Origin of the sequence: Streptomyces sp. NPDC014995, from assembly GCF_043080745.1 — a bacterium.
Taxonomy (GTDB): domain Bacteria; phylum Actinomycetota; class Actinomycetes; order Streptomycetales; family Streptomycetaceae; genus Streptomyces.
This window is the reverse complement of the sequence record NZ_JBIBVX010000009.1, coordinates 146,476-173,128: the sequence shown is the minus strand read 5'-3', so window position 1 is coordinate 173,128 and position 26,653 is coordinate 146,476. Positions and strand designations below refer to the sequence as shown.

Genomic DNA, 26,653 nt, shown 5'->3' with positions numbered 1-26,653 from the left:
TAAGTCAGGGAGAAGGGCCTTGGCCTGGACTCCTGCCCCGCGTGAGAGAGGCGCCCTGACCTCAGGGGACTGCCTAGGCCTCGTCGCCCTCATCCGAGGGCTTAGCGAGCTTGGCCTTCCGATCGGTCACCGCCCTGCAAACAGCGAGCGAGCACTCCTCTGCCGACTCGTGCTCCCAGAAGCGGAGAACTAGCCACCCCGCATCCCTAAGCCGCTGGTCAGTGTCCCGATCGCGCTCCATGTTGCGCAGAACCTTCTCTGACCAGTAGGCCGGGTTCGTCCTCGGCGGGATGTAATGCTCAGGGCATCCGTGCCAGTAACAGCCGTCGATGAAGACCGCCACCTTCACTGGACGGAAGACCATGTCGGCTGTCCGTCGCAGGTCTGGCAAGGGGCGAGCAGCAACGCGGTAGCGCAGGCCCTGGGCATGAACGAGCCGTCGGATCAGCTTCTCGGGCTTTGTGTCACGGCTGCGGATCGCCTGCATGTTGCGACGGCGGGCTGCCGACGAAGCCCAGGAACCTTCTGGCGCTTCCCACTCGGGATCTTCGGACACACCGCTGAGCCTAGTACTGGAATCAGAGTACGAAGCGTGGGGCATCTGGTCTGAGGGGAAAGTGGCCAGCCGCCGCCCGGCAGAGGTGCCGGACGGGATCCCGGGGCGGGGCCGTGCCCGCATCTGGCGATCGGCAGGTTAAGCGTGCTAGCCGTGACACCCCTCATACGCCCGCCCCGACCCACACCAACACCCCGCCCCCCTCTGCGGCGGCCAAGCCACTGCTCGTCCCCGCGCTGCCAAAGTCGTCGCATACTGCGGCAGTAGTGCCGCGTCTGCCGGAGACGTGCCCTCCGAGGCCGCGAAGGCCTCATAGGAGGGGACGGTGCCCGTCACGATTCCCAGGTTCGGCGTTCCGGAGGTCGCCAGCTCCCGCAGCGCCTCCTCTATCGTCGCGAGGTGGGTCTCGTGGGACGGGTACTCCTCCGCAAGCGTCGGATACGCGGCCACCAGCTCCGCCAGTTCCCCCGCCGGCCAGTGCAGGACGGCCACCGGGAAGGGGCGGGAGAGGGCCTCCCGGTACGCTCCCAGCTCGGCGCGCAGACGGTAGATCTCCGCCTCCAGCTCCAGCGGGTTGTCCGAGCCCAGGGACCAGATCCGCTTCGGGTCGTGCAGCTCGTCCAGGGAGACCGGCGACGAGTGCAGCGCGTCCGCCAGGGCGTCCCACTCGTCGTGCGCCGCGCCCAGCATCCTGCGCACCCGGTGGCGGCCGAACAGCAGCGGGTGGGTGGAGTACGGGGGTTCCGGTACGTCCGTCAGCAGCAGGCGCACCGCCTCCGTGAACGTCTCCTGCGCCGCCTCCAGCTCGTCGTGGGACTCCAGGGACTCCGCGACGATCACCCAGGGGGCCGCGTCGCGCGGGGCGGCCGTGCGGATGCCCGTGATGATCGCGCGGGCCTCCGCCTCGTGGCCGTACTCCCAGAGGTTGGAAGCCTTGAGGGCCCGGACCAGGTGCGGGTTCTCCAGTCCGTCCGGAGAAGAGGACAGCAGGCGGTCGTAGAGCGCGGTCGCGGCGGGGCGGTCGCCGGACAGTTCCAGATGGGCCGCGGCCTGCAGCAGCAGGGCCTCCGCGTCCTCCGGATACAGGCCGGCGGTCCGCTCCAGGCGTGCCGCTTCGGCGGTGTGGTCGACGTTCTCGGCAGGCGTGTCGGGGCGCATAGGTGACACCGTACTGCCGAGCGGTGACAAAGAAGAGGTATACGCAGGTCAGCGACCCCGCAGCAGCTAGCGGTCGTCGGCGTCGCCGCGCGTCGCGGCGAGTTCGATACCGCGCACTCTGCGCAACCAGGCGAAGAAGAGCCGGAGCGCGATGCCGCACCCGGCGCACCAGCCCCAGCCCTCGGTGAGGAGGGCGTGCAGACCGTCCTCGTGCTGGATGTACACGACTTGGGCGCCGACGGTTGCCGCGATGAATCCGTTCGTCCGTGACTCTGCCGACAGCAGCCAGTCGACCGGCCACCACAGGGGTGCGGTGAGGTCCCGCAGACGCAGGCGGAGGGCTGCCCGGAGGAAGCCGAGGGCGTAGAGCATCCTGCGGCGCGGCGACAGGACGACGCCGTTTCCGGGATCTCCGGCGAGGATCGCGGCCCACTCCTCCCGGAGGTGTGCCCTGCGCTCGCCGGCGACGAAGGAGGCGAAGTCCAGGGTGCGGTGGGCGGCCCTGCCGCTCGGGCGGACCGTCCGGCCGGAGACCTGGGACCCCGGTCCCGGTTCCGCTTCCGCTTCCCCTTCCGTTTGCGCTTCCGGCGGGGTTCGGCGCAGGGCGGTGATCAACAGACCTGCGGCGGCGAGCATGATCGCGGCCGCCGTAAAGGCACCGAACAGCCAGCCGGTGGTGAGCATGTTCTGGGCCAGGACGGATTCGGGGTCGAACATCTTCAGGAGGTAGCCGACGAGAAGGAAGATCGCTGCCGCTGTGCCGGCCATGACCGGTGCCAGTACGGCGGTGATCGTCGGCAGTCCAGGGCCACCAGGGCCACCAGCACCACCAGGGTCATCAGGGCCACCAAGGTCATCAGGGCCACCAACGTCATCAGGATGAGCAGGCCCACCGGGACCAGCGGTCCTCTCGCGACTCTCGTCCGCGCTCACGCCCTGCCCCCCTCGGCTCGCGTCGGCAGCCCGAAGAATCGGGGCTTGCGCTCCTGTGCCTGGCGGGCCGCCTGCCGGCCGACGCCGGTGAGTTCGTAATAGAACCTCTTGGGCCGCCCAGGGTGCTTGCCCGTCTCCTCGTACCGCGTGACCCATCCGGCGTCGACCAGGCGCTCGAGGATCGGGTACACGGTCCCGGACCCGAGGTGCGTCTGTTCGCAGATCTTCAGGCCCCACGCGGGATCGTCGGCGGTGGACGTCACCAACACTTTGATCACTTCAAGTGTGGGTCGAGTAAGGCGAATTGATGCCATGTCACGAGTGAAGCAGCCTGCCGAGCGTATGTCGAGTACGACAGTCGGGTGCGTTCGCTCCGCGGGGTGCGGGGTGCGGGGTGCGGGGTGCGAGGGGCGGTGTCGGGAGCCGTGTCGGGGCCCTGCATGCCCGTGCGCGGCACGGCATGCAGGGCCGGCCCCTGACCGGCTTCCCGTGGGGGAGCAGACGGCTGACCGCTGACTCCTGCCCCCACAACCCGCGACCCGACCGCCGACCCCTGCCCCCGACCGCCGACCGCCGACCGCCGACCCCTGCCCCCGACCCCCGCCCCCAACCCGTGACCGCTGCCCGCTGCCCGCTGCCCCTCAGATCGTCACGCCGTCCACCTGCAACGTCTGCACCGACTTCGCCGCGAACGGCACCGCCACCGACTTTCCGCTCAGGAAGGTGTTCGAGTACGCCCGGTACCGGTCCCCGCCCGTCGTGACCGTGTTCCAGCGGGGGACCAGGCCGCCCGAGCCGCCGGAGACCGTCGTGAAGCGGGAGAGGTCGAAGGTGAGGGTCTGGGCCGAGGTGGAGGTGTTCACCGCGACGATCACCAGGCGGCGGGCCGCCGCGTCGTACGCGGCCGCCGCGTAGCTCACGCCGGTGTCGAGGATCCGCATGCCGGGGCGGATGTGGCGGCTGAACTGGGCCATCACGTAGTACTTCGTCTGGATGGTCGTCGGCTGCAACGTGTTCGCGTCGTACGCGATCATCGCCCAGCCCGTCGACGGGTCCATGACCTGCCAGTAGCACCAGGCCGTGGGGTGCAGCCAGCGGAAGTCGTAGCAGAGGTTCGACGCCATGGTCAGGCCGGTGCCGTCGCTGTCGCCCGTCTCCGAGTTCCACAGTTTCTTGCCGGACGTCGTCACCACGTCCGTGTAGAGCAGGTCCCTGCGGCCACCGGAGCCCTGGTAGCCGTGCACGTTGACCTGGTTCACCAGGGCCCTCGTCGAGGAGCCGAACGACGCCCACGTCGAGCGGGCCGTGTCGTAGTTGGTCTCGTCGGAGGCCGCGATACGGATGCCCGTCAGGCCTCGCTTGTCCAGCTCGCTGCGCATGTACGGGAGTACGGCCGCCTGGACCGCCGGGTCCATGTGGCAACCCTCCTGCGTTCCGGTCGCCGTCCACCAGGACGACGCCGGCTCGTTGAAGGGGTCGACCGTCGCGAAGTTCACGCCCCAGTTGTTCCTGGCGTACAGGGCCGTCGCCGCCAGGTGGGAGGCGTGCTGGCGGTAGTTCCAGGACTGGAGGTTGTTGCCGCCGTTCGCGGCGCCGGACGGGTTGTGGTTAAGACACATCCACCACATGGGGGAGTTGGCGAACAGCTCCGTCGTGGCGCCCCGTTGCGTCGCCTTCTGGAGCATCGCGCGCTGGTTGGCGTCCGCCGTCCAGCGCCAGGCCGAGGAGGTGGGGTCCTCGTTGTTCCAGTCCTGCCAGAAGCCCTCGATCTGCTTGAAGCCGGGGATGTTCGGCGACTCGACCATCGTCTCGCCGTTGACGGTGTTCCAGCTGCACGCGCCGAGGTTGTAGCGGGCGATGTTGAGGCCCAGGCCCGGGAGCGTCGTGCCGTTGTACGTCACCGAGTTGGTGGTGAAGAAGAGGTCGGCGAAGTCGTTCCGCGCGCCGAAGACGTTGGCCCACCAGGCGAGGGAGGTGCCCCAGCCCTCCCAGGTGCCGTACGTGGTCGACGGGTTGACGGCGATCGTCGCGTCGGCGTGGGCCGTACCCGTCGCCATGGCGCTTCCGAGGAGCGCGCCGCCCGAGGCCGCCAGCAGGGTTCTGCGTCGGATCATGACTTCTCCGCTTCACTCGACTGAGAACGGCCGGCCGTCCCAGCCGGGCCGTGATGCATGCGGGTACGTGAGTTCTGGAGCCGCGTGGTGCGGCTGAACGCTTGAGCGCGTCACGAAGCATCGGGTGTGGCGCGTGGTGTTGTCGAGGGTTCCGACAGCCCTTTCTCAAACCGGTGGAGGAAGGTTCGAGGGGACGAACACCCGCTCCCGCGCCGCGTCTTGCTCCCACTCGTCGGCGTACGGCTCTGGAGACCTCGTCCCGCGGCCCTTATCGTGCGGGCGTCCCACGAGGGAGGAGGCGTCGGCGTGCGGATTCCCGTCGTGCACCACCGCGTCCGGCGGCGGCGCGCCCGGCGCCGGCGGGTGCTGTGGTGCGGTGCCGAACTGCTGGTCACCGCCGGGGTACTGGGTCTGCTCCTCGTCGTCCACCAGATGTGGTGGACCAATCGGGAGGCGCGGGAGGGCGCCGACCGGAAGGTGGAGGCGCTGGAGCGGGAGTGGGGGAACGGGGGCGACACCACCCCCGGTGCGGAGGCCGATTCCGACTCCGGGCTCGACGACGGGCTCGACCGGAACAGCGGCAGCGTCCACCGGCCCGGCACCGTCGACGGCTCGGCCCCGCCCCGGCCCACCCCCTCCCGGGCCTACGCCATCCTCACCATCCCCCGCCTCCACCTCCGCGTCCCCGTCGCCGAGGGCACCAGCAAGTGGAACGTCCTCGACAAGGGGTACGCCGGCCACTACACCGGCACCCAACAGCCCGGACAGACCGGCAACTTCGCCCTCGCCGGGCACCGCAACACGCACGGCGAGCCCTTCCGCCACCTCGACCGGCTCCGGCCGCAGGACAGGATCGAGGTCGAGACGGCCCGGGCGATCCACACGTACGCCGTCGACGAGGTCCTGCCACGCACCTCACCCCGCGACACGGACGTGATCCGGCCCGTACCGCGCTCCACCGCCGGACCCGCGCACGGCTACGACGTCCCCGGCCGCTACCTCACCCTCACCACCTGTACGCCCGAGTACAGCTCCAAGTACCGTCTGGTGGTGTGGGCGAAGCTGGTCGCCACACGAGCCCGGCCGTAGCCGCGCCCCGTGCTCGGGGTCGTACAGGCGGGGTGAGGGGCGAAGCGAACGGTCCGGGGGAGATCCAGATCTACGCCGTGGAGGAGAGCGGGCCCGCGTCCGCCACGTGCGTCATCCGGTGCGTCGGCGGCGTCGTGCGGTCCGGCCGGTGGTACGCGGGCGGCTCCGGGAGTGCGCCGATCCTGCTCGACCGGATCGAGAGGTACGGACGTCCTGTGGACTCCATCGACCCGCCCCACAGCGCGAGGGTCCGCTTCTCCGGGGCGGGCGTCGCCGGTCCGGCCGGGGCGGTGACGGTCGTCGGGGTTGACCGCATCGCCGGGTGAGTCCTGTCTCCGCGGAACCGTCGTACCGGTCCCGGACGTTCTCAGGTATAACGACGACAGGCCGGCCGACAGGCCGGATGGCAGGCAGAGCAGGATGCGGGGCGGAAAGGGGGCGCGGTGATCCGCGAGTGGTGTACCGCCGTGCGTCCCGCCGCCGTTCTCCTCTTCTTCCTCCTCGACGTCGCCCTCTTCGACGCCGGCGGCCTCTCCGCCACCGTCGCGCTCGCCGCGACCGCCGCCGCCGGTTCCGCGTTCGCCGTCTGCTGTCTCCTCGCCGCGCGGTGCGCGCCCGTCGTGCCGCCCACCCGGGTGCGGACGGCCATCCGTGACCGGGACCGCCGTACGGCCTTCCTGCCCCAACGCGACCCCGACGCCTCCGGCCGGCCACGGCCCAGGGCGCCCGGGCACGCCCTCGCGACGGCCGCCGCGTAGGGCACACTCCCGCATCAGCACCCACCCTGTGTGACCCCGCGCGGGTCGTCATGCCGCCAGTTGGTTCCCCATCCCCGGCACGACGAGACCCCCGGAGGGCTCCTCACCCATGTCCGTCCTCATGTCCGCCTTCGTCCAGCTCGTCGAGTGGTTCGCCGACCTGCTCGAACCGCTCTTCCAGGCCTCCGCGGCCGCCGCCGCGATCGTCCTGTTCACCGCGCTCGTACGGCTCCTCGTCCACCCCCTGTCCCGGGCCGCCGCGCGCGGCCAGCGGGCCCGGGCCGCGCTCCAGCCGCGGATCGCCGAACTGCGCAGGAAGCACGCCCGGAACCCGGAGCGGCTCCAGCAGGCGGTACTGGAACTGCACGCCGAGGAGAAGGTGTCCCCGCTGTCGGGCTGCCTGCCGAGCCTGCTCCAGCTGCCCGCGTTCTTCCTCCTCTACTACGTCTTCTCGCACGCGTCGATCGGCGGCGAGACCAACGGACTGCTCACCCACCGGCTCCTCGACGCACCCCTCGGCGACCGCTGGACGGACGCCCTCGCCGCCGGCGGCGTGTTCGACGGGGCCGGGCTGGTCTACGTCGGGCTGTTCGCCGTCGTCACGGCGGTCGCCACCTTCAGCTACCGCCTCTCCCGGCGGATGATGGCGACGAACCCGGCGATGGCCGCCGCGGCCGGCGGCGAGGAGGTGCCCGGGATGGGGGCCGTCACCAAGGTCATGCCGTTCCTGTCCTTCTTCACCCTCGTCACCGTGGCGGTCGTCCCGCTGGCCGCCGCGCTGTACGTCGTCACGAGCACGGCGTGGAGCGCCGTCGAGCGGGCCGTCCTGTACCGGCCGTGAAACGGGTGACGGTCCAGCACGTGAACCGGGTATTGCGGAGCGGACGCCCAGCTTGGAGGATCGACCAGTCCTCCGATGGCTGCACCCGTCGGCGGGCTGCCCGCGATCGAGGGAGATTGTGATCATGAAGCTGCTGCGAGTCGGTACGGCGGGCGCCGAGCGCCCCGCGCTGCTCGAACCCGACGGAACGCTGCGGGACCTGTCGGGTGTCGTGGACGACATCGACGGCGCGCTGCTCGCCGACGACGCGGCGCTCGGCCGGGTCCGGTCCGCCGCGGACTCCGGCGAGCTGCCCTTCCTGGACCCGGCCGGCCTGCGGATCGGCCCGCCGGTCGGCCGGATCGGCAAGGTCGTGTGCATCGGGCTCAACTACCACGACCACGCCCGCGAGACGGGATCCCGGCCGCCCGCGGAGCCCGTCGTCTTCTTCAAGGCGGCGGACACCGTCGTCGGGCCGTACGACACGGTGCTCGTTCCCCGCGGGTCGACGAGGACCGACTGGGAGGTGGAACTGGCCGTCGTCATCGGCCGTACCGCCCGCTACCTGGACTCGGCGGAGCAGGGCCTCGCGCACGTCGGCGGGTACGCGGTCGCCCACGACGTCTCCGAGCGGGAGTTCCAGATGGACCGCGGCGGGACCTGGGACAAGGGCAAGAACTGCGAGACGTTCAACCCGCTGGGGCCGTGGCTGGTGACACCGGACGAGGTACCGGATCCCCAGGCGCTGTCGCTGCGGCTGTGGGTCAACGGCGAGCTGAAGCAGGACGGCACGACCGCCGAGCAGATCTTCCCCGTGGGAGAGGTCGTGCGGTACGTCAGCCAGTTCATGACCCTGTACCCGGGCGACGTCATCAACACGGGGACCCCGGCGGGGGTGGCCTTCGGACGGCCCGAGCCGAAGCCGTACCTGCGGGCGGGGGACGTGGTGGAGCTGGAGATCGAGGGGCTGGGGCGGCAGCGGCAGGAGCTCAAGGACGCCTGACGAGGCGCGGGGCGCGGGGAGTTCCCCGCGCCCCTTCACGTCTCACGGCCACAGGTACTTCTCACCGCCGCAGGTATTTCTCACGGCCACAGGTACTTCTCCAGGAACTGCTCCAGCGCCTCCACCACGAACCGGTGGTCCTCCAGTTGCGGCAGGCCCGACACCGTCACCGCGCCGATCACGCCGACCCCTTCGACGTTGACCGGGAAGGAGCCGCCGTGGGCCGCGTACGTGTCCGGGTCGAGGCGGGAGGACTCCTCGAAGGTCGTGCCCTTGGCGCGGAAGCGGGAGCCGACCAGGTAGGAGGAGGCGCCGTAGCGCTCCACGACACGGCGCTTGCGGGCGATCCAGGCGTCGTTGTCGGGGGTGGAGCCGGGCAGGGCGGCGTGGAAGAGCTGCTGGCCGGCGCGGTGGATGTCGATGGCGACCGGGGCCTGGCGCTCCCGGGCCAGCTCCACCAGGAGGGAGCCGAGCGCCCAGGCGTCGTCGTGGGTGAACCGGCGGAAGACCAGCCGTCGCTCCTGGGCCTGGAGCTCCTCCAGGGTCGGGGTGATCTCCGGGGTGAACTTCGGGGTGATCTCGTGGGTCACAGCGTCACCGCCACTCCGTCTCGTGCCGAACGGCGGGCCGCCTCCAGTACGTCGAGGGCGGCGGCCGCCTCCAGGGCGGTCACCGGGTTGGCGCCGCCGTCGGTCAGTGCCTTGGCCACCGCAGCGTAGTAGGCGGGGTAGTCGCCGGGCAGGGTTCGTACGGGTCGTCCACCGCCGGTCACGGGGGACTCTCCGGCTCCCACCCGGCCCCAGAGGTCCTCCGGTTCCGTGCCCCAGCCGGGGCCGGGGCGCCCGCCCTCCCGGAGCGCGGCCTCCTGCGGGTCCAGGCCGTACTTCACGTACCCGGCCCGCGAGCCCAGCACCCGGAAGCGCGGGCCGAGCTGCGCGGTCGTCGCGGAGACGTGGAGGTGGGAGCGGACGCCGTTCGCGTGCGTGAGCGCGATGAACGTGTCGTCGTCCGTCTCCGCGCCGGGGCGGCGTACGTCGGCCTCGGCGTAGACCCGCGTGACGGGACCGAACAGGACCAGCGCCTGGTCGACGACATGGCTGCCGAGGTCGTACAGCAGACCTCCGATCTCTGCGGGGTCGCCGGACTCCCGCCAGCCGCCCTTCAGTTGCGGCCGCCAGCGCTCGAAGTGCGACTCGAAGCGGTACACGTCGCCCAGTTCCCCCTCGCCGAGCAGCTTGCGCAGGGTCAGGAAGTCGTTGTCCCAGCGGCGGTTCTGGAACACGGAGAGGAACAGGCCGCGCTCCTCGGCGAGCGCCGCCAGCCCGCGCGCCTCGGCCGCCGTACCGGCGATCGGCTTGTCGACGACGACGGGGAGGCCGGCCTCGAGGGCGGCGGTGGCGAGCGGGACGTGCGTCTTGTTCGGGGACGCGATGACGATCAGGTCCAGGTCACCGGCCCGGGCGAGAAGCTCGTCGGGGGTGGCGCCGACGCGTACGTCCGGGAACTCGGCGCGGGCCTGCTCCTGCCGCTCGGGGTTCGAGGTGACCACCGTGTCCAGGGCGAGGCCCTCGGTGGCGGCGATCAGCGGCGCGTGGAAGACGGAGCCCGCGAGGCCGTAGCCGATCAGGCCGACGCGGAGGGGAGTACCAGTCATGCGCCCCACTTTCGCAACGCTGTTGCCAAAGTGCAAGCGCGGGAGACAATGGGCGCGTGAACAGGACGAACGGCGGCCCGGCGAGCGGCATGACGAGCGGCCCGGCGAGCGGGACGAGGGGCGGCCCGGCGAGCGGGACGACAGGTGGCCCGGCGACCGGTACGACGGGCGGTCCCGTCCGCGGCATGGCGGGCGCGAACCTCCTGGCCGTGCGCAGCCACAACACCGCGCTCGTGCTCGACCTGCTGCGCACGGCCGGCCAGGACGGCATCAGCCGGCTCGAGCTCGCCGAGCGCACCGGGCTCACCCCGCAGGCGGTCAGCAAGATCACCGCCCGGCTGCGGGAGGAGGGATTCGCGGCGGAGGCGGGCCGGCGCGCCTCCACGGGCGGCAAGCCGCGCACGGTGCTGCGCCTGGTCCCCGCGGCCGGGCACGCGGTCGGCGTCCACCTCGACCGCGACGAACTGCGGGTGGTCCTCACCGAACTCGACGGACGCGTGGTGGGGGAGCGGTGCGTGCCGCTCGACCTGGGGGCGGGCGCGGACGCCGTCGTGGGCGCGGTGGTCCGGGAGGCCGAGGGGGCTGTCGGTGAGGCGCTGACCGGCGGGGCGGTCGGTGAGGCGCCGGCCGGGAGTGCGGTCGGTGGGGCACTGGCCGAGGGTGCGGTCGGTGACATGCTGAAGGGCTGCCGCACTCTTCTCGGCGTCGGGGTCGCCCTCCCCGGTCCCCTCGACCACACCCACGGTGTCCTGAAGCGGGTCACCGGCTTTCCCGAGTGGGACGGCTTCCCCCTGCGGGACACGCTCGCGCGGCGGCTCGGGGTGCCGGTGGTCGTCGACAAGGACACCAATGCCGCCGCCCTCGGTCTCGCCGTCGGCGGCGAGCGCGGCTCCTTCGCCTACCTCCACCTCGGGACGGGGCTCGGCGCGGGCCTGGTGATCGGCGGGAGCGTGCACCGGGGGATCCGTACCGGCGCGGGCGAGTTCGGCCACCAGGTCCTCCAGCTCGACGGACCGCCCTGCCCCTGCGGCAACCGCGGCTGCGTCGAGGCGCTGTGCCTCGCGGCCATCGCCCGCGGCGACGTGGCCGAGGCGGCCCGCGTCCTCGGTACGGCCGCCGCCAACCTGGCCGGCCTCCTGGACATCGACCTGCTCCTGCTGGGCGGCCGGACGATCACGGCCACCCCGGATCCCTTCGTCGACGGAGTCACCACCGTCCTCGCCGCCCGCGCCCACCGCGAGGGCGCCCCCGAAGGCGCGGTACCGGTCCGTCTCGCCCCGGGCGGCGCCCGCGCCGTCGCGGAGGGCGCGGCCCAACTGCTCCTGGGCCCGGTCTTCGGCCGCGGGAACGGCTGAACGCCCCCCGCCTCCACGCCCCGCCTCCACGCCCCGCCTCCACCCCCAGCCCCCGTCACCCGCCCCGCCCCTGCGCCGAACGAATGGATTCGCACGACCGTACGGAGCGGCGCCGCTCCCCACCCCGTCCCGTCCGGCAGGCTCACGTGTTCATGCGACTGTGCACGCCCGTCTCCCTCTGCCTCGCCGCAGCCGCCGTCTTCCTGCCCGCGCCCGCGTACGCGGAAGCCGGCCCGCGCTGTGCCGGCCCGGACACCGGTGACTTCCCGCTGACCACCCGCCTCCACGGCGGCCCCGCCTCGTACCGGGCCGGCGGCGGATACGGCACCTGGTACCTCGACCTCACCAACACCACGGCCAACACCTGCGCCGGCATCCACCCGGTCGTCGTCCTCGTCGACACCGAGCGCGCCCTGAAGCCGTCCCAGCCCCATCTGGAGTTCTACGCCGACGGCCGGCCCCACCCCGTCCGCTTCGAGACGACCGACGAGGACGAACTCGTCGGCGTGCTCACCGGCCGGGCCTCCGGGGAACCCGAGGCCGCCGCGGCCACCCCGCCCGCCCCCTTCCCCGGTTTCACCGTCCCCCCGGGCCGGACCGTCACCGTCAAGCTGCGCCTCGCCCTCACCTCGGACGCCGTGCCCAACGAGGTCACCGCCAACGCGGCGGTCGTCCAGCGGCACGGCGACGACGGCGAGTGGGTCGGGCAGTCGAACGACTACCGCTTCACCGTGGAGGCCGACGCCCGGCCCGCCACTCCCGAACCCGACCGCGAGCCCGAGCCCGAGCCCTCGGCCTCCGCCCCGGCCACCGGTCTGCCGTACCTGGCCGAGGAGGCCAAGGAACTCGCCCGCACCGGCCTGTTCTCCCCGGCCGGAGCCCTCGCCGCCACCGCCTGTCTCCTCGCCACGGGCGCCGTACTGCTGCTGGCCCGCAGACGCCGCTGAACGCCGACCGGCCGACCTCGGGTGCCGAGGGGCCGGTCGCAGGCCCGGCTGTGGACCGGCCGGGCCTCGGCCACGTCCTCGACCCCGCGTAAACCGGCCATTCCCTCATGATCGGGCCTGTGATTACCCTGGGGCGCACGCAGCACCGCGTCGCGTACGGCAGGAGATCCCGCACATGGCAGACCGCAAGCCCATCGAGTCGTGGCTCACCGACATGGACGGTGTGCTCATCCACGAGGGCATTCCGATCCCCGGCGCCGACTCCTTCCTGAAGAAGCTGCGCGAGTCCGGCAAGCCGTTCCTCGTCCTCACCAACAACTCGATGTACACCCCGCGCGACCTGCACGCCCGGCTGCGCCGCATGGGGCTGGACGTGCCGATCGAGAACATCTGGACCTCGGCGCTGGCCACCGCGAAGTTCCTCGACGACCAGCGGCCGAGCGGCTCGGCGTACGTCATCGGTGAGGCCGGTCTGACCACCGCGCTGCACGACATCGGTTACATCCTCACCGACCACGAGCCGGACTACGTCGTCCTGGGCGAGACCCGCACGTACTCCTTCGAGGCCATGACCAAGGCGGTCCGGCTGATCAACGACGGCGCCCGTTTCATCTGCACCAACCCGGACGAGACCGGCCCCTCCACCGAGGGCCCGCTGCCCGCGACCGGAGCCGTGGCCGCGCTGATCACCAAGGCGACCGGCAGGAGTCCGTACTTCGCGGGCAAGCCGAACCCCCTGATGATGCGCACCGGGCTGAACGCGATCGGGGCCCACTCCGAGACCAGCGCGATGATCGGTGACCGGATGGACACCGACGTGCTGGCCGGCATGGAGGCGGGGATGCAGACGTTCCTGGTGCTCACCGGTCTGACCCGGCCCGAGCAGGTGGAGAACTTCCCGTACCGCCCGTCGAAGGTCGTCGACTCGATCGCGGACCTCGTCGACCGCGTCTGAAACCCGCCCCCGCGGGAAACGAACCCGTTCGGAGTAGCGAGACCCCTCTGGAGATGCGGGCCGCCGCCTCCGGGAGGAGCCTCCGAAGAGCTGGAGGTTCACTATGGGTTCACTGAAAGCAACTCTCTGTGCCGGTGTCGCGGTCGTCGCCACGACGCTCATCCCGACGGCGTACGCGGTGGACGGCGGCAGCGGGGGAGGCGAGGTCTCGCTGACCCCGTCGACCCCCACCCCGGGCGCCGAGGTCTCCCTCAGGGTCGGCGGCTGTGTCGGGAAGACGGCCACCGCGGCGTCGGAGGCGTTCGTCTCGGACGCCCGGCTCGTCGGCGCGGACGGCACCCTGGCCGGCGAGACCCGGGTCCGCTCCGCGCTCGACCCCGGTGCGTACGCCGTGACGATCGTCTGCGCCGACTTCCGGATCAAGGGCACGATCAAGGTCGTGGCGGCGTCGACGAGTCCGTCCGCGCCCGCGTCCCCGGTCGCCCCGGTCCGCGCGGGCGGTGGTGGCGCCGCCCCGCTCGCCTCCGCCGGCGAGGCCCGGGCCGACAGCCCCGGCACCGCCCACGCGGTCACCGGTCTGGTCCTGGCGGGCCTCGCCGCCGCCGCCGTAGCGCTCCGGACGGTGCGCCGGAGCCGCGGGACGGAGTGACCATGTCCGATCGCGAGCGCTCCTCCGGGCGCCTCATGACCGGCGTCGCCTGGGCGCTGCTCCTGCTCGGGCTGTGGCTGTGGGGACGTGAGGTGACCGACGTACAGCCGGGGATGTCCGCGCCGACCACGGGTGACGTGGCCGCCGTGGGCCGGCCCGGGGGCGCCGAGCTGCCGCCCGCCGCCAAGCCGCTGGGGGCCGCGCTGCCGCAGCGCGTCGACATCCCCGAGCTGGCTGTGCAGGCGCCGGTCGTGGCCCGCGGGCTGGACGCGCAGGGCGCGATCGACCCGCCGCCCTACGACCAGGCGGGCGTCGTCGGCTGGTACGCGGCCGGCGCGAAGCCCGGCGCGGTCGGCACCGCGCTGATGGTCGGGCACGTCGACACCGAGACCCGGCCGGCCGTCTTCTACAAGCTGAGCACGCTCGAGGCCGGCGAGACGATCCGGGTGGTCCGGGACGACGGCACGGTCGCCGAGTTCACCGTCGACGGGGTCGAGGTGGTCCGGCGCGACCGCTTCGACGCCCGGCAGGCCTACGGACCCCGCGCGTCGGGCCGCGCCGAGCTGCGGCTGATCACCTGCGGCGGCACCTTCGACCGGGCGAGCCGCAGCTACACGGCGAACGTGATCGTGTCGGCGTACCTGACCGGGACGACCACGACCAGGGCGTGACCACGGTTGATCAGGACAGCAGAAAGCCCCTCGCTCACGCGAGGGGCTTTCTCGTCTGTGCGCCGCCAGGGACTCGAACCCCGGACCCGCTGATTAAGAGTCAGCTGCTCTAACCAACTGAGCTAGCGGCGCCTGCTGACGTCATCAACTCTACATGACGTCCGGGGGTGCTCCGGACCACCGTCCGGCCGGGCGGCCGGCCCTCCGACCTCCCGAAAGGGGGCCGCGTACATCATTCGGACCGTCAGCATGCGCGGGCGCATCACTGTTGGGAAAGACTGGCCAACGTGCACAGTCGCGGACATTTCCATCTGGAGTGTGAGGGGAATCGCATGGAGACTCCGGTATTCGAGGAATTCGATCCCGCGAGCGACTGCGACTGCCCCGGATGCGTTCACTGGCGGCGGGTGAGTCCGCGTTCCCTGCCCGGCCGGCTCGGCGGGCACCCGGCCGCCCACCGCACCGTCGTCGTCGCGGCCGCCGCCGCGGTGCTCGGTGCCGGGCACGCCGTGCCCGCCCTGGCCGCCCCGCACGGCCCGGACTGGCCCGGCATTCCCGCAGGTGAGGAGCCCGAGACCCCGCAGGGCGACAAGGCGCCGCTGCACGGCCGGGGTGGCCGGCCGGCGAAACCGGCGGGAGCGGTCACGACGCCGGCGACGACCCGGGCGGACATCATCAGGCGGGCCAAGACCTGGGTCGCGGCAGCGGTGCCGTACAGCATGAGCGCCTACTGGTCCGACGGTTACCGGCAGGACTGCTCGGGTTACGTCTCCATGGCCTGGAAGCTGCCGGGGAACGAGTGGACGGGCAGTCTCCACCAGTACGCGACCCGGATCACCAAGGAGGAACTCCAGCCGGGCGACATTCTGCTGTTCCACAATCCGTCCAATCCGCACAACGGCTCCCACGTGGTCCTTTTCGGCGGCTGGACGGACTACACGCACACCTACTACATCGCCTACGAACAGACCCGCCCCAGCGCCCGCCGGCTGTCCACTCCCTATGCCTACTGGGCCAATTCCGCTCGCTATGTCCCCTACCGCTACAACGGCCTCAAGGCGGAGGCGGGCGCGGGCGGCGCGACACCGGGTGCCGGTGCGGGCGTCACGCCGGCCCCGTACCCCGGGCGGGGGTACTTCGGACCGGGCGCCGACAACAAGTACGTCACCCAGCTCGGCCGGCTCCTCGTCGGGCGCGGCGGCGGGCGCTTCTACACCTCGGGGCCCGGTCCGCGCTGGTCGGAGGCCGACCGGCGGGCCACCCAGGCGTTCCAGCTGGCCCAGGGCTGGCGCGGCGCGGACGCCGACGGGCTGCCCGGTCCGCGGACCTGGGCGCTGCTGACCACCGGCAAGGGCAAGGACATCGCGGCCGCGACCGGCACGGCGGGCCGGCCCGCACCCGCTCCGGCCGCGCGCGTCCCCGCCTACCCCGGCCGGGCCATGTTCCGGCCCGGTGCCAGCAACGCGTACGTCACCCAGCTGGGGAGGCAGCTGGTGAAGAAGGGGTTCGGCAAGCACTACACGACGGGACCGGGGCCGCGCTGGGGCGAGGCGGACCGGCGGGGCGTCGAGGCCTTCCAGCGCGCCCAGGGCTGGCGCGGCGGCGCGGCCGACGGCTACCCGGGGCCGGAGACCTGGCGGCGGCTGTTCTCCTAGCCCGGCCCGGCCCACGGGCGTCTCCGTGGGTCCCGTCCCTTTCCCTGGCATGGCGTATCTGGCGCGGAGGCTGGAGGCACGCAGTGAACACGAGCACTTCACAGACGCCCGAGCCCGAGGGGCCGTCCCGGCCCGTCCGGCTCATCCAGAACGAGGCGACCACCGAGATCCCCCTCCACCTGCTGTTCCGTGACGAGCCCGAGCCGCGGCCGGTGCCCGTCGGGGCCGCCGTGGTGGGGAGCCGGCCGGGTACGGGGGAGCAGCCGCGGTTCCGGCGGCCCGCGCCGGCGAAGCCCCGGCCGGTCGCGGAGGTCGACCCCGCGCTCGTGGAGCGGCCCGCCCGGGTGCTGCCCGGCGCGGCGGGCGTGGCCGCCGGGGCCTGCGGCGCGGCCGGCTGTGCGGTGACCTCGTGGTGGGCCGGGACCCTGCCGCCGCTCGTGGTGGAGGCGCTGGGACTGCCCGCGTACGCCGGTCCCGGACTCGGTCCGGCGCAGTGGGCGGCGTACGCGGGGGCGGTCGGCCTGGGGCTGTTCGGCTTCGGCGGGCTCGCGCGGGGCCGGACCGGGCGGGCCTGGGTGCTCGACCTGTTCGGCCGCTACCGGGGGACGGTCCGGCGCACCGGCCTGCTGTGGGTCAACCCGCTGCTGCTGCGCCGCCGGGTCGACGTACGGCTGCGGCACTGGCGCAGCGAGCCGATGCCCGCGGCCGACGGCAACGGGGTCGCGCTGCGGGTGGTGGCGCTGGTGGTGTGGCGGATGCGGGACACCGCGCGGGCCACGCTCGGCGTCGAGGACCACGAGACGTACCTGCGCGAGTGCGTCGAGGCGGCCCTCGCGCGGATCCCGGTGGAGACGCCGGGCTCGGGCCGGGGTTCGGTCGAGGCGACCGGGGAGGCGCTGACCCGGCGGGTGGCGCAGGACGCGGGCGCGGTCGGCCTGGAGGTGTACTCGGTGCAGCCGGTGCGCATCGAGTACGCCCCCGAGGTCGCCGCCGCGATGAACCGCCGCCGGATCGCCGCGCTCGACGCCCAGCACCGGGCGTCCGTGCTCACCTCGGTGGTGGACTCGGTGGAGGACACGGTGACCCGGCTGACCATGCGCGGGCTCGTGGAGCTGGACGACTACGAGCGCAAGGCGCTGGTGAAGGACCTGACGGTGGCGTTCTGCGCGGGACGCGGCGAGCAGACGCCCTGACGGTCCCTCGAACACGTACCGCGATTGGTATGGACATGTTCAAGTAACCGCCATAACCTCGGACTTGGTCTAGACCTGAATGCGACGTGCACGCACAGCTCGCACAGCTCACTGAACTCCCCACGTTCTCCAGGAGCGGCAGCATGCGCAAACAGACCAAGTGGTACGCCGCCGCGCTCGGGCTCACCACGGCGGGAGCCTTCGTGCTCACCGCCGGGGGCGCGAGCGGCCACGGCTACACCGACCTTCCCGTCAGCCGGCAGAAGCTCTGCCAGAACGGCACCGTCACCGGCTGCGGCGACATCCAGTGGGAGCCGCAGAGCGTCGAGGGGCCCAAGGGCTTCCCGGCGGCCGGACCCGCCGACGGACAGCTCTGTTCCGCCGGGAACAGCCGGTTCGGCCGGCTCGACTCCCCCACGAAGCCGGGCGGCGGCGCCTGGCCGACGACCAAGGTGACGGGCGGCCAGAACTACACGTTCCGCTGGCAGTTCACGGCCATGCACGCCACCACCGACTTCCGGTACTACGTCACCAAGCAGGGCTGGAACCAGAACCACGCCCTCGCCCGCTCGGACCTCAACCTCACGCCGTTCTTCACGGTCCCCTACAACGGCCAGCGCCCGCCGTCCACGCTCTCCCACACCGGACGGCTGCCGTCCGGCCTGAGCGGTCACCACGTGATCCTCGCGGTGTGGACGATCGCGGACACCGGCAACGCGTTCCACGCCTGCTCGGACGTCACCTTCTGAGGTCCCCAGGGCCTCGGCATCTCTGAGCTCCCCTTGAGGCGGACGCACCGGTCGGCCGGGTACATACCCTCCACACCGGCCGACCGGGTCGGCGTACGCGCCTCGGGGGAACCGCATGGACGTCATCTTCCTCATCGTCCCGTCGATCATGATCGCCGGCCTTCTCTTCGCCGCCGGCACGGTGATCCGCCGTTCCCGGCGGATCACCCGGGCCTGGGCCGGCGGTCTCACGGCCGAGGCGCGTTGCCTGCGGTCGTACACGACGACCAGTGGGGGCGGCGGCCGCGCGGTGCGCACGAACCTGCACCACGTGTACGAGTTCACCACCCGTGAGGGGCGCACGGTCCGCTTCGAGGAGGGGGGCGGGCCGGGCACGACCGTGGAGGGCGACCTGGTCACCGTGCACTACGCGGCGGACCGTCCCGCGCGGGCCACGGCCAGGCCACCGGCCCGCGGACGGCTCCTCGCGGAGTCGGGCTGCACGCTGTTCCTCCTCGGGGTGGCCGTCGCCTTCTGCGTCGTCCTCATGGTCACCTCGCACGTGGCCCTCACCGGGAACGAGTACCTCATGCCGTAGCCCTCCATATCTGACGTCATGTCAACTACCGTGCGTTCCCATGGAGTCGACGAACGGCACCGTCGCCGAACTCGTCCACGCCCGGTGGGGCGACCACCGGCCGGGGCTGTGGTGCGCGGACGACACCCTCACCCACCACGAGGTCGCGGCCGGCGCCGCGGCCCGGGCGGCGCTGCTGGCCGACCTGCTGCCGCCGGGCGGGCCGCCGCACATCGGGGTCCTGCTGGACAACGTTGCGGAGTTCCCGCTGTGGCTGGGCGCGGCCGCGCTCGCGGGGGCGGCGGTCGCCGGGATCAACCCCACCCGGCGCGGCCCGGAACTGGCCCGGGACATCCTGCACACCGAGTGCCGCCTGCTGGTCACCGAGCGGGCCCACCTGCCGCTGACCGAGGGCCTCGACCTGCCGGGCGTCCGGCTCCTGGTGACCGGCACCGAGGAGTACGCGGCTCTGCTCGCCCCCTACGCGAACGCCCGCCCCGACCCCTCCCGCGCCACGCCCGCCGACCGCCTGCTCCTCTACTTCACCTCCGGCTCGACCGGCGCCGCCAAGGCCGCGATCTGCACCCAGGGCCGGCTGACCGCGGCCGGTCGCTCACTGGCCGGGCGGTTCGGCGTCACACCGGACGACGTGCACTACGTGTGCATGCCGATGTTCCACGGCAACGCGGTGATCGCCGACTGGGCACCGGCCCTGGCGGCCGGAGCGGGGGTGGCGCTGCGGCGCCGCTTCTCGGCGTCCGGCTTCCTCGCGGACGTACGGCGCTACCGGGCGACGTACTTCACCTACGTGGGCCGGGCGATCCAGTACGTCCTGGCCACCGGGCCGGGCCCGGACGACCGGGACCACCGGCTGCGGCTCGGCTTCGGCACCGAGGCGGGGCCGGCGGACGCGGCGGCGTTCGAGCGGCGCTTCGGGGCGCGGCTGGTGGAGGGGTACGGGTCGTCGGAGGGCGGTGCGGCGGTGCAGTGGTCGCCGGGGACCCCGGCCGGCGCGGTCGGCCGGGCGGGACCCGGTCTCGTCGTCCTCGACCCGGAGACCCACGCCGAGTGCCCGCCGGCCGTGTTCGACGCGGCCGGGCGGCTGCTGAACGGGGACGTGGCGATCGGGGAACTGGTGAACCGCGGCCCGAACCCCTTCGAGGGCTACTGGCGCAACCCCGAGGCGGACGCCGAGCGGCTCAGGGCGGGCTGGTACTGGACCGGCGACCTCTTCTTCCGGGACGCCGACGGCTTCCTCCACTTCGCGGGCCGCGCCGACGACCGGCTGCGCGTCGACGGCGAGAACCTGGCCGCCGCGATGATCGAGAACATCCTCGCCCGGTACGACGGGGCCGACGCCGTCGCCGTGTACGCGGTGCCGGACCCGGTGACCGGGGACCAGGTGATGGCGACGATCGCCGGGGACTTCGAGCCGGGCTCCTTCGCCGCGTTCCTGCTCGCCCAGCCCGACCTGGGGACGAAGATGGCCCCCCGGTTCGTGCGGGTGGTGCGGCGGATGCCCGTCACGGCCACGAACAAGATCCACCGGGCGCGGCTCCGGAGGGAGGGCCCGTGGTGCGCGGACCCGGTGTGGTGGCGGCCTCCGGGGGAGCGGGCGTACCGGAGGCTGACCCGGGAGGATGCCGAAGGACCCCTCGTGCGGACGAGAGGCCGGGTCTGAGGGGGGTGCGTGGGTGGCGGAGCCCCCCACCACGCGCGGCGAGGTCGCGCGAACACGACGATGGCGGCTTGTGTTCGCACAGTGCGCGAACACAAGCCGCCATCGTCATCGTGCGCCGCCAGGGACTCGAACCCCGGACCCGCTGATTAAGAGTCAGCTGCTCTAACCAACTGAGCTAGCGGCGCATGACTCCCGCCCTCCGCCTCTCGGCGGCCGGCGACGGAGAAAATAGTACCTGGTCCGCAGGGGTGGTTCGGACCGCCCGCCGGGGGGATCCCGGCGGGGGCTAGATCGCCAGTGACAGCAGGACGGGTGCCGCGTGCCTGTTCAGGGTGTCGGCGGCCTGGCGCAGCCGGTGGGCGTGTTCGACGGGCAGGGAGAGCGCCAGGCAGCCCGCGGTGGATCCGGCGGTGATCGGGACGGCCGCGCAGACCGTGCCGACGGCGTACTCCTGGAGGTCGAGGTGGGGCACGGTGGGCGGCTGGGACTCCAGGCGGGAGAGCAGCAGCTTGTCGCTGGTGATGGTGCGCGAGGTGAGGCGGGCCATCTTGTGCCGGGACAGGTGGTCGCGCCGGCCGTTGTGGTCGAGCTGGCCGAGGAGGCTCTTGCCGAGCGCGGTGGCGTGCGCGCAGGAGCGGAAGTCGACCCACTCGTGGACCGCGGGGGTGGCCGGGCTGTCGGCGTACTGGGTGATGGTGACCTCGCCGTCGACGTACCGGCTGATGTAGACGGCGGCGCCGACGGAGTCGCGCAGCCGGTCCAGGGTGTGCTGGAGCTTCTCGCGCAGGGCCCGCTCGCGGTGGTGCGCGGAGCCCAGGCGGGTCAGGGCGTCCCCCGTGACGTACGCCCCGTCGGTGATCTGCTCGACGTATCCCTCGCGCCGCAGCATCCGCAGGAGCGGGGTCAGTCGCTCCGTGCCGAGGCCGGTCTGGCGGGCGAGTTCGGCGTCGGTGACGCCGGTGGTGTGCCGGGCCACCGTCTCCAGGACGCGCAGGGCGTCCTGGGCCGAGTGGTGTGGAGTGGTCGGCTCGTGCTTCAGCGCCACGGTTTCCCCCTGCGCTCGCTCATTGGGCCGTGATCCTTGCAGCGAATCCCCTCCACGATAAGGGGCGGACCGCTCGTGGTGAGCGGCTGTTCACGAGATTGCGTCTCTCTCAACTGCGTCTATGATCCGGCGGCACATGCCGACGGCATGAACCGCCGCCGAGACCTGCGGTGATCGAGCGATCACAACCCGTAGTCACAGCACGGCGCTGAGAAATTCCCGGGTCCGCTCCTGCTCCGGGTCGCTGAAGATCTTCTCCGGCGGGCCCGCCTCGATGACCCGGCCGGAATCGAACATCAGGACCTGGTCCGAGATGTCCCGGGCGAAGTTCATCTCGTGGGTCACACAGAGCATCGTGATGTCGGTGGAGCGGGCGATGTCCCGGAGGACGTCGAGGACGCCCGCGACCAGCTCGGGGTCGAGCGCCGAGGTCACCTCGTCGAGGAGCAGCACCTGCGGCCGCATCGCCAGGGCCCGCGCGATCGCCACCCGCTGCTGCTGGCCGCCGGAGAGCCGGGACGGCTTGGCGTCGCACTTGTCGCCGAGGCCCACCAGGTCCAGCAGCTCGCGCGCCCGCTCCTCCGCCTCGTCCTTGGACAGGCCGAGCACGCTCACCGGCGCCTCGGTGACGTTTCTCAGGACGCTCATGTTCGGGAACAGGTTGAACTGCTGGAACACCATCCCGATCTTCTTGCGGACCTCGCGGACCTGCTTCTCCGGCGCCGGGAAGAGCCGCTGCCCGTCGACGGTGATCGTGCCCTCGTCGGGCTTGGTCAGGGTCATCAGCAGCCGCAGGATCGTGGTCTTGCCGGAGCCGGAGGGGCCGATGAGGGTGACGTGCTTGCCCGGCTCCACGCGGAAGTCCAGGTGGTCGAGGACGGTGTTGTCCCCGAACCGCTTGGTGACCTGGTCCAGGCGTATCAGCTCGGTGCTCTCGGGGGTGCTGTCGACGGGGGTCTTGCTGGTCTCAACGGACAAGGCGTCGCTCCAGGGTGCGCAGGAGGAGGGCGGCGAGGTAGGAGATGACGATGAAGGCCACGCCGATCACCGTGACGGGCTCGGTGAACTGGAAGTGCTCCTGGGAGAAGAGCCGAGCCCGGCCCAGCAGCTCCAGGACGGTGATCGTCATCAGCATCGGCGTGTCCTTGAGCATCGCGATGACGTAGTTGCCGAGGGCCGGCACGACCCTGCGGACCGCCTGCGGCAGGATCACCGCACGCCAGGTCCGGGTCCTCGACAGGTTCAGCGCGGTCGCCGCCTCCCACTGGCCGGGGGGCACCGCGTCGATGCCGGCCCGGTAGACCTGCATCGTGTACGTCGAGTAGTGCAGGCCGATCGCGAGGACGCCGGTGGCCATCGCGGACAGGGTCAGGCCCCACTCGGGCAGCACGTAGAAGAGGAAGAACAGCTGCACCAGCAGCGGCGTGTTCCGGACGAACTCCGTGACGACCCCGACCGGCCACTGCACCCACCGGGTCGGCGTCCGCATCAGCAGCGCCCACACCAGCCCCAGGGTGAAGGAGATCAGCGAGCCGAGGACCAACGCCTGAAGGGTGACCCCCAGCCCCTCCCAGAAGAGCGGCATGAAGTCGCCGACGGCACTCCAGTCCCAGTTCATCGGACACCCGCCTTCAGGTGGCGCTCGAGCCCTCGCATCACCCGCGTGAGCAGGAAGGCGATCACGAAGTAGATGAGCAGCACGTACGTGTAGATCTCCGCGCTCTCCTGGAGCGCGAGGCGTACCAGGTTGCCGCTGAAGGCGAGGTCGCCCATGCCCATGACCGACACCAGCGCGGTGCCCTTCAGCAGCTCGATCAGCAGGTTGGAGAACGGCGGGATCATCTCCGGCACCGCCTGCGGCAGCAGGATCTTGCGCATCCGCTGGGCCGGCGTGAAGCCGAGCGCGATGCCGCCCTCCCGCTGCGCGGGGTCGACGGAGCCGAGCGCGCCGCGCACGATCTCCGAGCCGTACGCGCCGTAGGTCAGGCCGAGGGCGAGCGTGCCCGCCCACATCGGCACCAGCTGCCAGCCGAAGGCGAGCGGCAGCACGAAGAACACCCAGAAGATCATGACGAGGGCCGAGGTGCCGCGGAACACCTCGGTGTAGAAGCCCGCGAGGAAGCGGACGATCCGCAGCCGGTGGGTGCGCGCGATCCCGACGGTGAAGGAGACGGCCGCCCCCAGCAGGGCGCTGAACACCAGCAGTTGGAGGGTCGTCCAGATCCCCTTGAGGACGAGTTCCCAGAGTCCCGAGGTCATCCGCCGCAGAGCTCCTTCGCCGTGAGGTCGGTCATCTCGGCCTCCGTGAACCCGAAGGGCTTCAGGATCCGGAAGAGCTCACCGCTCCTCTTGAGCTTGTGCAGCTCGACGTTGAAGGCGTCCCGCAGCTTGGTCTCCGTCGGCCGGAACGCGAACGCGCCGCCGTCCACGTGCGGTTTGCCGTCGACGAGCGGGGCGAACGGCTTGGTCGCCTCCGTCTTGGCCGACTTCTTCACCACCTCGCGGACGGTCAGCGCGGTCCCCGCGAACACGTCGACCCGGCCCGCCTCGACGGCGTTCAGGCCGGCGACCTGGTCGGGGACGATGAGGATGTCGCTCTCCTCGTACCCCGCGTCGACGGCGTACTGGATCTCGGCGTACCCGGTGCCGGTCGCGAACCGCGCCTTCTTCTTCACGACGTCCTGGTAATTGTGAAGATCCTTGGGATTTCCCTTCCGGACGATGAAGGAATCCAGCATCTGATAGTCGGGATCGGCGAATATCACCTGCTCGCAACGCTCGGGATTGACGTACATCCCGGCGGCCACCACGTCGAACTGCTGGGAATTCAGCCCGGGAATGAGCGACCCGAACTCGGTCGGCACGGCCTGCACCGTGTCGACCCCGAGCCGCTTGAATATCACCTTCGCCAACTCGGGTGCCTCGCCCGTGAGTCGACCGTCCCTGTCGATGTATCCGAAGGGAATCTCACCCGCGATGCCGAGCCGTACGACACCCTGCGCGCGCAGTCGCTCGAGCAGGTCGCCGCCCGGTGCGGAGGAGGCCGTGGCCACGCGCGCGCAGCCCGTCGTGCCCAGCGCGCCGAGCGCCGCCACCCCCGCGAGCAGCGACCGGCGTGTGGGTTTCGTCATGTGTGCGTTCTGTCTGACGTGCCTGTTCGGTGGAGCCATGGCGGCGCGGCTACCCGAGACCACGCGAGTTATGCACCATGGAACCCATGGCTGACCGCTACATCGACGTATCGCTGATGGCGCGGGGAATCCACTGCACGGCAAAACTGCTGGAAGACCGCGCCCCGGTCACCTGCGCCGCCGTCTGGAACGCCCTGCCGCTCACCGGTGACGTCTACCACGCGAAGTACGCCCGCAACGAGATCTACGCCCTTTTCCCGCCGTTCGCGGAACGGGAACCGCCCCTGGAAAACCCGACAGTTACTCCGATCCCCGGAGATCTCTGCTATTTCTCCTTCTCCGGAGCGGAGTTGGGCACCCGCGCCTACGGCTACGACCGCGAGGTCCGCGCCGGCACCACGGTCGTCGACCTCGCCCTGTTCTACGAGCGCAACAACCTGCTCCTCAACGGGGACGTGGGCTGGGTCCCCGGCATCGTCTGGGGCCAGGTCGTCGAGGGCCTGGAGGCGATGGCCGAGGCCTGCAACGACCTGTGGCGGACGGGGGCGGCGGGGGAGACGCTCAGCTTCCGCAGGAGGTGACCCGCCCCGCCGGCGAGAAGGCGGCCCCGGCCTCGTACAGCGCGTGCGCCGCCCGTAGCACGAGGTCGTCGCGGTGCCGGGCGGCCACGATCTGGAGCCCCACCGGCAGCCCGTCACCGTCCGTCCCCACCGGGACGGTGGCGGCGGGCTGCTGGGTGAGGTTGAAGGGATAGGTGAACGGCGTCCACCCGGTCCAGCGCCGGTGTGCCGAGCCCTTCGGCACCTCCGCCCCCGCCTCGAACGCCGTGATCGGCACGGTCGGGGTGAGCAGCAGGTCGTAGGTGTCGTGGAAGAGGCCCATACGGCGGCCGAGTTCCATGCGGACGTCCACCGCGGCCAGGTAGTCGAGCGCGGTGAACCGGGCGCCCTCGGCGCTGATCTCCCGCAGCCCGGGATCGAGCGACTCCTGCGGAAGGCGCCGGGTCACCTGGGCCGCCCCGGCGAACCACAGGGTGTGGAAGGCGTGCACCGGGTCGGTGAAGTCGGGGTCGGTCTCCTCGACGTAGGCGCCGAGCCCGGCCAGCCGCTCCACGGCCCGCCGTACCGCCGCCGCGACCGCCGGGCGCACCGCGACCTGGCCGCCCAGGGACGGCGAGTACGCCACCCGCAGCCCCCGCACTCCCCCGCCCAGCGCCGCTGTGAAGGACCCGCCGGCCGGGCCCAGCGCCGACCAGTCGCGCGAGTCGGGCACGCCGATCACGTCGAGGAGCAGGGCCGCGTCCGCCGCGTCCCGGGTCATGGGGCCGACGTGCGCGAGCGTCCCGAAGGCGCTGGCCGGGTAGAGCGGGACGCGGCCGTACGTCGGTTTCAGGCCGAAGATGCCGCAGAACGCGGCCGGAATGCGGACGCTGCCCCCGCCGTCCGTGCCCAGCGACAGCGGGCCCGCGCCGAGGGCGACGGCGGCCGCGCTGCCGCCGCTGGAGCCGCCCGGGGTGCGGGCCGGGTCGTGCGGGTTGCGGGTGACGCCGGTGAGCGGGGAGTCGGTGACGCCCTTCCAGCCGTACTCGGGGGTCGTCGTCTTGCCGAGGAAGACCGCGCCCGCCTCCCGCAGCCGGGCCACGGACGGGGCGTCCTCGTCCCAACGGCCTCCGGGGTCCACGGTGGTCGAGCCGCGCAGGGTCGGGTGTCCCTCGAGGAGCAGGATGTCCTTGACCGTGACCGGCACCCCGTCCAGCGGTCCGCACGGCTCCCCGCGCCGCCACCGTTCCTCCGCGGCGCGCGCCTGCGCGAGGGCCTCCTCCGGGAAGAGGCGGACGAACGCGTTCACCTCCGGCTGGATCCGCTCGGCCCGCTCCAGGGCCGCCCGGGCCGCCTCCACCGGGCCGAACTCGCCCTCGCGGTAGCCGTCGAGGAGCCGCCCCGCGGTCATGGTGGTGAGGTCCGTCATGCACCCTCCAGGG

29 protein-coding genes and 2 tRNA genes are annotated in these 26,653 nt (G+C 72.1%); 16 read left to right on the top strand and 15 right to left on the bottom strand.

What is annotated here, in order from left to right:
* Nucleotides 1-73: 73 nt before the first annotated feature.
* From ACF1A1_RS19785 to ACF1A1_RS19765, 5 genes are all read right to left on the bottom strand, one after another.
* Nucleotides 74-487, bottom strand: a complete 414-nt coding sequence (locus tag ACF1A1_RS19785) for a very short patch repair endonuclease (RefSeq protein ID WP_392001601.1) — start codon at nucleotides 485-487, stop codon at nucleotides 74-76.
* 216 nt (nucleotides 488-703) lie between these two features.
* Nucleotides 704-1,714, bottom strand: a complete 1,011-nt coding sequence (locus ACF1A1_RS19780) for a YecA family protein (RefSeq protein ID WP_392001381.1) — start codon at nucleotides 1,712-1,714, stop codon at nucleotides 704-706.
* 66 nt (nucleotides 1,715-1,780) lie between these two features.
* Nucleotides 1,781-2,482 carry a hypothetical protein gene (locus tag ACF1A1_RS19775; protein ID WP_392001379.1) on the bottom strand — a complete coding sequence of 234 codons (702 nt, stop codon included), beginning with the start codon at nucleotides 2,480-2,482 and terminating at the stop codon, nucleotides 1,781-1,783.
* Nucleotides 2,483-2,643: 161 nt separating this feature from the next.
* Nucleotides 2,644-2,910 carry a PadR family transcriptional regulator gene (locus ACF1A1_RS19770; protein WP_392001377.1) on the bottom strand — a complete coding sequence of 89 codons (267 nt, stop codon included), beginning with the start codon at nucleotides 2,908-2,910 and terminating at the stop codon, nucleotides 2,644-2,646.
* 378 nt (nucleotides 2,911-3,288) lie between these two features.
* Nucleotides 3,289-4,761 carry a glycoside hydrolase gene (locus ACF1A1_RS19765; RefSeq protein ID WP_392001375.1) on the bottom strand — a complete coding sequence of 491 codons (1,473 nt, stop codon included), beginning with the start codon at nucleotides 4,759-4,761 and terminating at the stop codon, nucleotides 3,289-3,291.
* A gap of 306 nt (nucleotides 4,762-5,067) precedes the next feature.
* Here ACF1A1_RS19765 and ACF1A1_RS19760 point away from each other — a divergent pair, with 306 nt between their 5' ends.
* The 5 genes from ACF1A1_RS19760 to ACF1A1_RS19740 all read left to right on the top strand — a co-directional run bounded on the left by ACF1A1_RS19760 (nucleotide 5,068) and on the right by ACF1A1_RS19740 (nucleotide 8,431).
* Nucleotides 5,068-5,850, top strand: coding sequence for a class E sortase (locus ACF1A1_RS19760; protein WP_392001373.1), 783 nt, complete (start codon nucleotides 5,068-5,070; stop codon nucleotides 5,848-5,850).
* A gap of 32 nt (nucleotides 5,851-5,882) precedes the next feature.
* Nucleotides 5,883-6,176, top strand: a complete 294-nt coding sequence (locus ACF1A1_RS19755; RefSeq protein ID WP_392001371.1) for a hypothetical protein — start codon at nucleotides 5,883-5,885, stop codon at nucleotides 6,174-6,176.
* Nucleotides 6,177-6,293: 117 nt separating this feature from the next.
* Nucleotides 6,294-6,608, top strand: a complete 315-nt coding sequence (locus ACF1A1_RS19750; RefSeq protein WP_392001369.1) for a DUF6412 domain-containing protein — start codon at nucleotides 6,294-6,296, stop codon at nucleotides 6,606-6,608.
* 121 nt (nucleotides 6,609-6,729) lie between these two features.
* Nucleotides 6,730-7,449: a YidC/Oxa1 family membrane protein insertase gene (locus ACF1A1_RS19745; RefSeq protein WP_392001599.1), complete on the top strand. Its 720-nt coding sequence runs from the start codon at nucleotides 6,730-6,732 to the stop codon at nucleotides 7,447-7,449.
* A 124-nt stretch (nucleotides 7,450-7,573) separates the two neighbouring features.
* Nucleotides 7,574-8,431 (top strand): fumarylacetoacetate hydrolase family protein, encoded by an 858-nt coding sequence (locus tag ACF1A1_RS19740; protein WP_392001367.1) that lies wholly within the window; start codon nucleotides 7,574-7,576, stop codon nucleotides 8,429-8,431.
* Nucleotides 8,432-8,511: 80 nt separating this feature from the next.
* Here the strand turns inward: ACF1A1_RS19740 and ACF1A1_RS19735 are convergent, their stop codons facing one another.
* Entirely contained in the window at nucleotides 8,512-9,021 is a 510-nt protein-coding gene (locus tag ACF1A1_RS19735; RefSeq protein ID WP_392001365.1) for a heme-degrading domain-containing protein, read from the bottom strand.
* The gene (locus tag ACF1A1_RS19730; protein ID WP_392001363.1) at nucleotides 9,018-10,085 is read right to left on the bottom strand and encodes a Gfo/Idh/MocA family oxidoreductase; all 1,068 of its coding nucleotides are present in this window, start codon (nucleotides 10,083-10,085) and stop codon (nucleotides 9,018-9,020) included. Before ACF1A1_RS19730 ends, ACF1A1_RS19735 begins: the two co-directional genes overlap by 4 nt.
* Nucleotides 10,086-10,174: 89 nt before the next feature.
* Between ACF1A1_RS19730 and ACF1A1_RS19725 the strand changes: the two genes are divergently transcribed.
* The 5 genes from ACF1A1_RS19725 to ACF1A1_RS19705 all read left to right on the top strand — a co-directional run bounded on the left by ACF1A1_RS19725 (nucleotide 10,175) and on the right by ACF1A1_RS19705 (nucleotide 14,662).
* The gene (locus tag ACF1A1_RS19725) at nucleotides 10,175-11,440 is read left to right on the top strand and encodes an ROK family protein (RefSeq protein WP_392001598.1); all 1,266 of its coding nucleotides are present in this window, start codon (nucleotides 10,175-10,177) and stop codon (nucleotides 11,438-11,440) included.
* Between the two features lie 152 nt (nucleotides 11,441-11,592).
* On the top strand, nucleotides 11,593-12,387 hold the full coding sequence (locus ACF1A1_RS19720) for a hypothetical protein (RefSeq protein ID WP_392001361.1): 795 nt from the start codon (nucleotides 11,593-11,595) through the stop codon (nucleotides 12,385-12,387).
* A 175-nt stretch (nucleotides 12,388-12,562) separates the two neighbouring features.
* Nucleotides 12,563-13,342 carry an HAD-IIA family hydrolase gene (locus ACF1A1_RS19715; RefSeq protein WP_392001359.1) on the top strand — a complete coding sequence of 260 codons (780 nt, stop codon included), beginning with the start codon at nucleotides 12,563-12,565 and terminating at the stop codon, nucleotides 13,340-13,342.
* 103 nt (nucleotides 13,343-13,445) lie between these two features.
* Nucleotides 13,446-13,991, top strand: a complete 546-nt coding sequence (locus ACF1A1_RS19710) for a hypothetical protein (protein WP_392001357.1) — start codon at nucleotides 13,446-13,448, stop codon at nucleotides 13,989-13,991.
* A 2-nt stretch (nucleotides 13,992-13,993) separates the two neighbouring features.
* Nucleotides 13,994-14,662 carry a class F sortase gene (locus tag ACF1A1_RS19705; RefSeq protein ID WP_392001355.1) on the top strand — a complete coding sequence of 223 codons (669 nt, stop codon included), beginning with the start codon at nucleotides 13,994-13,996 and terminating at the stop codon, nucleotides 14,660-14,662.
* 58 nt (nucleotides 14,663-14,720) lie between these two features.
* Here the strand turns inward: ACF1A1_RS19705 and ACF1A1_RS19700 are convergent.
* A tRNA-Lys gene (locus ACF1A1_RS19700) sits at nucleotides 14,721-14,794 on the bottom strand.
* Nucleotides 14,795-14,994: 200 nt separating this feature from the next.
* Here ACF1A1_RS19700 and ACF1A1_RS19695 point away from each other — a divergent pair.
* The 5 genes from ACF1A1_RS19695 to ACF1A1_RS19675 all read left to right on the top strand — a co-directional run bounded on the left by ACF1A1_RS19695 (nucleotide 14,995) and on the right by ACF1A1_RS19675 (nucleotide 20,496).
* The gene (locus ACF1A1_RS19695; RefSeq protein ID WP_392001353.1) at nucleotides 14,995-16,317 is read left to right on the top strand and encodes a peptidoglycan-binding protein; all 1,323 of its coding nucleotides are present in this window, start codon (nucleotides 14,995-14,997) and stop codon (nucleotides 16,315-16,317) included.
* Nucleotides 16,318-16,400: 83 nt separating this feature from the next.
* Entirely contained in the window at nucleotides 16,401-17,510 is a 1,110-nt protein-coding gene (locus ACF1A1_RS19690; protein ID WP_392001351.1) for an SPFH domain-containing protein, read from the top strand.
* A 143-nt stretch (nucleotides 17,511-17,653) separates the two neighbouring features.
* Entirely contained in the window at nucleotides 17,654-18,259 is a 606-nt protein-coding gene (locus ACF1A1_RS19685) for a lytic polysaccharide monooxygenase (protein ID WP_392001349.1), read from the top strand.
* A gap of 115 nt (nucleotides 18,260-18,374) precedes the next feature.
* On the top strand, nucleotides 18,375-18,836 hold the full coding sequence (locus tag ACF1A1_RS19680) for a DUF3592 domain-containing protein (RefSeq protein ID WP_392001347.1): 462 nt from the start codon (nucleotides 18,375-18,377) through the stop codon (nucleotides 18,834-18,836).
* Between the two features lie 40 nt (nucleotides 18,837-18,876).
* Nucleotides 18,877-20,496, top strand: coding sequence for an AMP-binding protein (locus ACF1A1_RS19675; RefSeq protein WP_392001345.1), 1,620 nt, complete (start codon nucleotides 18,877-18,879; stop codon nucleotides 20,494-20,496).
* A gap of 111 nt (nucleotides 20,497-20,607) precedes the next feature.
* Here the strand turns inward: ACF1A1_RS19675 and ACF1A1_RS19670 are convergent.
* The 6 genes from ACF1A1_RS19670 to ehuB form a co-directional block, all read right to left on the bottom strand.
* A tRNA-Lys gene (locus tag ACF1A1_RS19670) sits at nucleotides 20,608-20,681 on the bottom strand.
* 101 nt (nucleotides 20,682-20,782) lie between these two features.
* Nucleotides 20,783-21,541: an IclR family transcriptional regulator gene (locus ACF1A1_RS19665; protein WP_392001344.1), complete on the bottom strand. Its 759-nt coding sequence runs from the start codon at nucleotides 21,539-21,541 to the stop codon at nucleotides 20,783-20,785.
* A gap of 195 nt (nucleotides 21,542-21,736) precedes the next feature.
* A complete protein-coding gene (ehuA, locus tag ACF1A1_RS19660; RefSeq protein WP_392001342.1) occupies nucleotides 21,737-22,519 on the bottom strand; it encodes an ectoine/hydroxyectoine ABC transporter ATP-binding protein EhuA in 783 nt (260 codons plus the stop codon).
* Nucleotides 22,509-23,159 carry an ectoine/hydroxyectoine ABC transporter permease subunit EhuD gene (gene ehuD, locus ACF1A1_RS19655; RefSeq protein ID WP_392001340.1) on the bottom strand — a complete coding sequence of 217 codons (651 nt, stop codon included), beginning with the start codon at nucleotides 23,157-23,159 and terminating at the stop codon, nucleotides 22,509-22,511. Before ehuD ends, ehuA begins: the two co-directional genes overlap by 11 nt.
* Entirely contained in the window at nucleotides 23,156-23,800 is a 645-nt protein-coding gene (ehuC, locus tag ACF1A1_RS19650; RefSeq protein ID WP_392001339.1) for an ectoine/hydroxyectoine ABC transporter permease subunit EhuC, read from the bottom strand. The genes ehuD and ehuC overlap by 4 nt, the downstream gene beginning before the upstream one ends.
* Nucleotides 23,797-24,711 (bottom strand): ectoine/hydroxyectoine ABC transporter substrate-binding protein EhuB, encoded by a 915-nt coding sequence (ehuB, locus tag ACF1A1_RS19645; protein ID WP_392001338.1) that lies wholly within the window; start codon nucleotides 24,709-24,711, stop codon nucleotides 23,797-23,799. Before ehuB ends, ehuC begins: the two co-directional genes overlap by 4 nt.
* A 47-nt stretch (nucleotides 24,712-24,758) precedes the next feature.
* Between ehuB and ACF1A1_RS19640 the strand changes: the two genes are divergently transcribed.
* Entirely contained in the window at nucleotides 24,759-25,253 is a 495-nt protein-coding gene (locus ACF1A1_RS19640) for a DUF3830 family protein (RefSeq protein WP_392001336.1), read from the top strand.
* On the opposite strand, the gene ACF1A1_RS19635 is transcribed toward ACF1A1_RS19640, so the two are convergent.
* Nucleotides 25,234-26,640 carry an amidase gene (locus ACF1A1_RS19635; protein WP_392001335.1) on the bottom strand — a complete coding sequence of 469 codons (1,407 nt, stop codon included), beginning with the start codon at nucleotides 26,638-26,640 and terminating at the stop codon, nucleotides 25,234-25,236. The genes ACF1A1_RS19640 and ACF1A1_RS19635 overlap by 20 nt on opposite strands.
* Nucleotides 26,641-26,653 lie beyond the last annotated feature (13 nt).

Bases quoted from the DNA above. Each gene is read 5' to 3' on its own strand.
- ACF1A1_RS19715 (WP_392001359.1), top strand. From the start codon at position 12,563: ATGGCAGACCGCAAGCCCATCGAGTCGTGGCTCACCGACATGGACGGT.
- ACF1A1_RS19725 (WP_392001598.1), top strand. From the start codon at position 10,175: ATGACGAGCGGCCCGGCGAGCGGGACGAGGGGCGGCCCGGCGAGCGGG.
- ACF1A1_RS19745 (WP_392001599.1), top strand. From the start codon at position 6,730: ATGTCCGCCTTCGTCCAGCTCGTCGAGTGGTTCGCCGACCTGCTCGAA.
- ACF1A1_RS19705 (WP_392001355.1), top strand. From the start codon at position 13,994: ATGTCCGATCGCGAGCGCTCCTCCGGGCGCCTCATGACCGGCGTCGCC.
- ACF1A1_RS19775 (WP_392001379.1), bottom strand. From the start codon at position 2,482: ATGGCCGGCACAGCGGCAGCGATCTTCCTTCTCGTCGGCTACCTCCTG.
- ehuC (WP_392001339.1), bottom strand. From the start codon at position 23,800: ATGACCTCGGGACTCTGGGAACTCGTCCTCAAGGGGATCTGGACGACC.
- ACF1A1_RS19685 (WP_392001349.1), top strand. From the start codon at position 17,654: ATGCGCAAACAGACCAAGTGGTACGCCGCCGCGCTCGGGCTCACCACG.
- ACF1A1_RS19710 (WP_392001357.1), top strand. From the start codon at position 13,446: ATGGGTTCACTGAAAGCAACTCTCTGTGCCGGTGTCGCGGTCGTCGCC.
- ehuB (WP_392001338.1), bottom strand. From the start codon at position 24,711: ATGGCTCCACCGAACAGGCACGTCAGACAGAACGCACACATGACGAAA.
- ACF1A1_RS19640 (WP_392001336.1), top strand. From the start codon at position 24,759: ATGGCTGACCGCTACATCGACGTATCGCTGATGGCGCGGGGAATCCAC.
- ACF1A1_RS19785 (WP_392001601.1), bottom strand. From the start codon at position 487: ATGCAGGCGATCCGCAGCCGTGACACAAAGCCCGAGAAGCTGATCCGA.
- ACF1A1_RS19675 (WP_392001345.1), top strand. From the start codon at position 18,877: ATGGAGTCGACGAACGGCACCGTCGCCGAACTCGTCCACGCCCGGTGG.
- ACF1A1_RS19680 (WP_392001347.1), top strand. From the start codon at position 18,375: ATGGACGTCATCTTCCTCATCGTCCCGTCGATCATGATCGCCGGCCTT.
- ACF1A1_RS19740 (WP_392001367.1), top strand. From the start codon at position 7,574: ATGAAGCTGCTGCGAGTCGGTACGGCGGGCGCCGAGCGCCCCGCGCTG.
- ACF1A1_RS19720 (WP_392001361.1), top strand. From the start codon at position 11,593: ATGCGACTGTGCACGCCCGTCTCCCTCTGCCTCGCCGCAGCCGCCGTC.
- ACF1A1_RS19695 (WP_392001353.1), top strand. From the start codon at position 14,995: ATGGAGACTCCGGTATTCGAGGAATTCGATCCCGCGAGCGACTGCGAC.
- ACF1A1_RS19765 (WP_392001375.1), bottom strand. From the start codon at position 4,761: ATGATCCGACGCAGAACCCTGCTGGCGGCCTCGGGCGGCGCGCTCCTC.
- ACF1A1_RS19730 (WP_392001363.1), bottom strand. From the start codon at position 10,085: ATGACTGGTACTCCCCTCCGCGTCGGCCTGATCGGCTACGGCCTCGCG.
- ehuD (WP_392001340.1), bottom strand. From the start codon at position 23,159: ATGAACTGGGACTGGAGTGCCGTCGGCGACTTCATGCCGCTCTTCTGG.
- ACF1A1_RS19780 (WP_392001381.1), bottom strand. From the start codon at position 1,714: ATGCGCCCCGACACGCCTGCCGAGAACGTCGACCACACCGCCGAAGCG.
- ACF1A1_RS19635 (WP_392001335.1), bottom strand. From the start codon at position 26,640: ATGACGGACCTCACCACCATGACCGCGGGGCGGCTCCTCGACGGCTAC.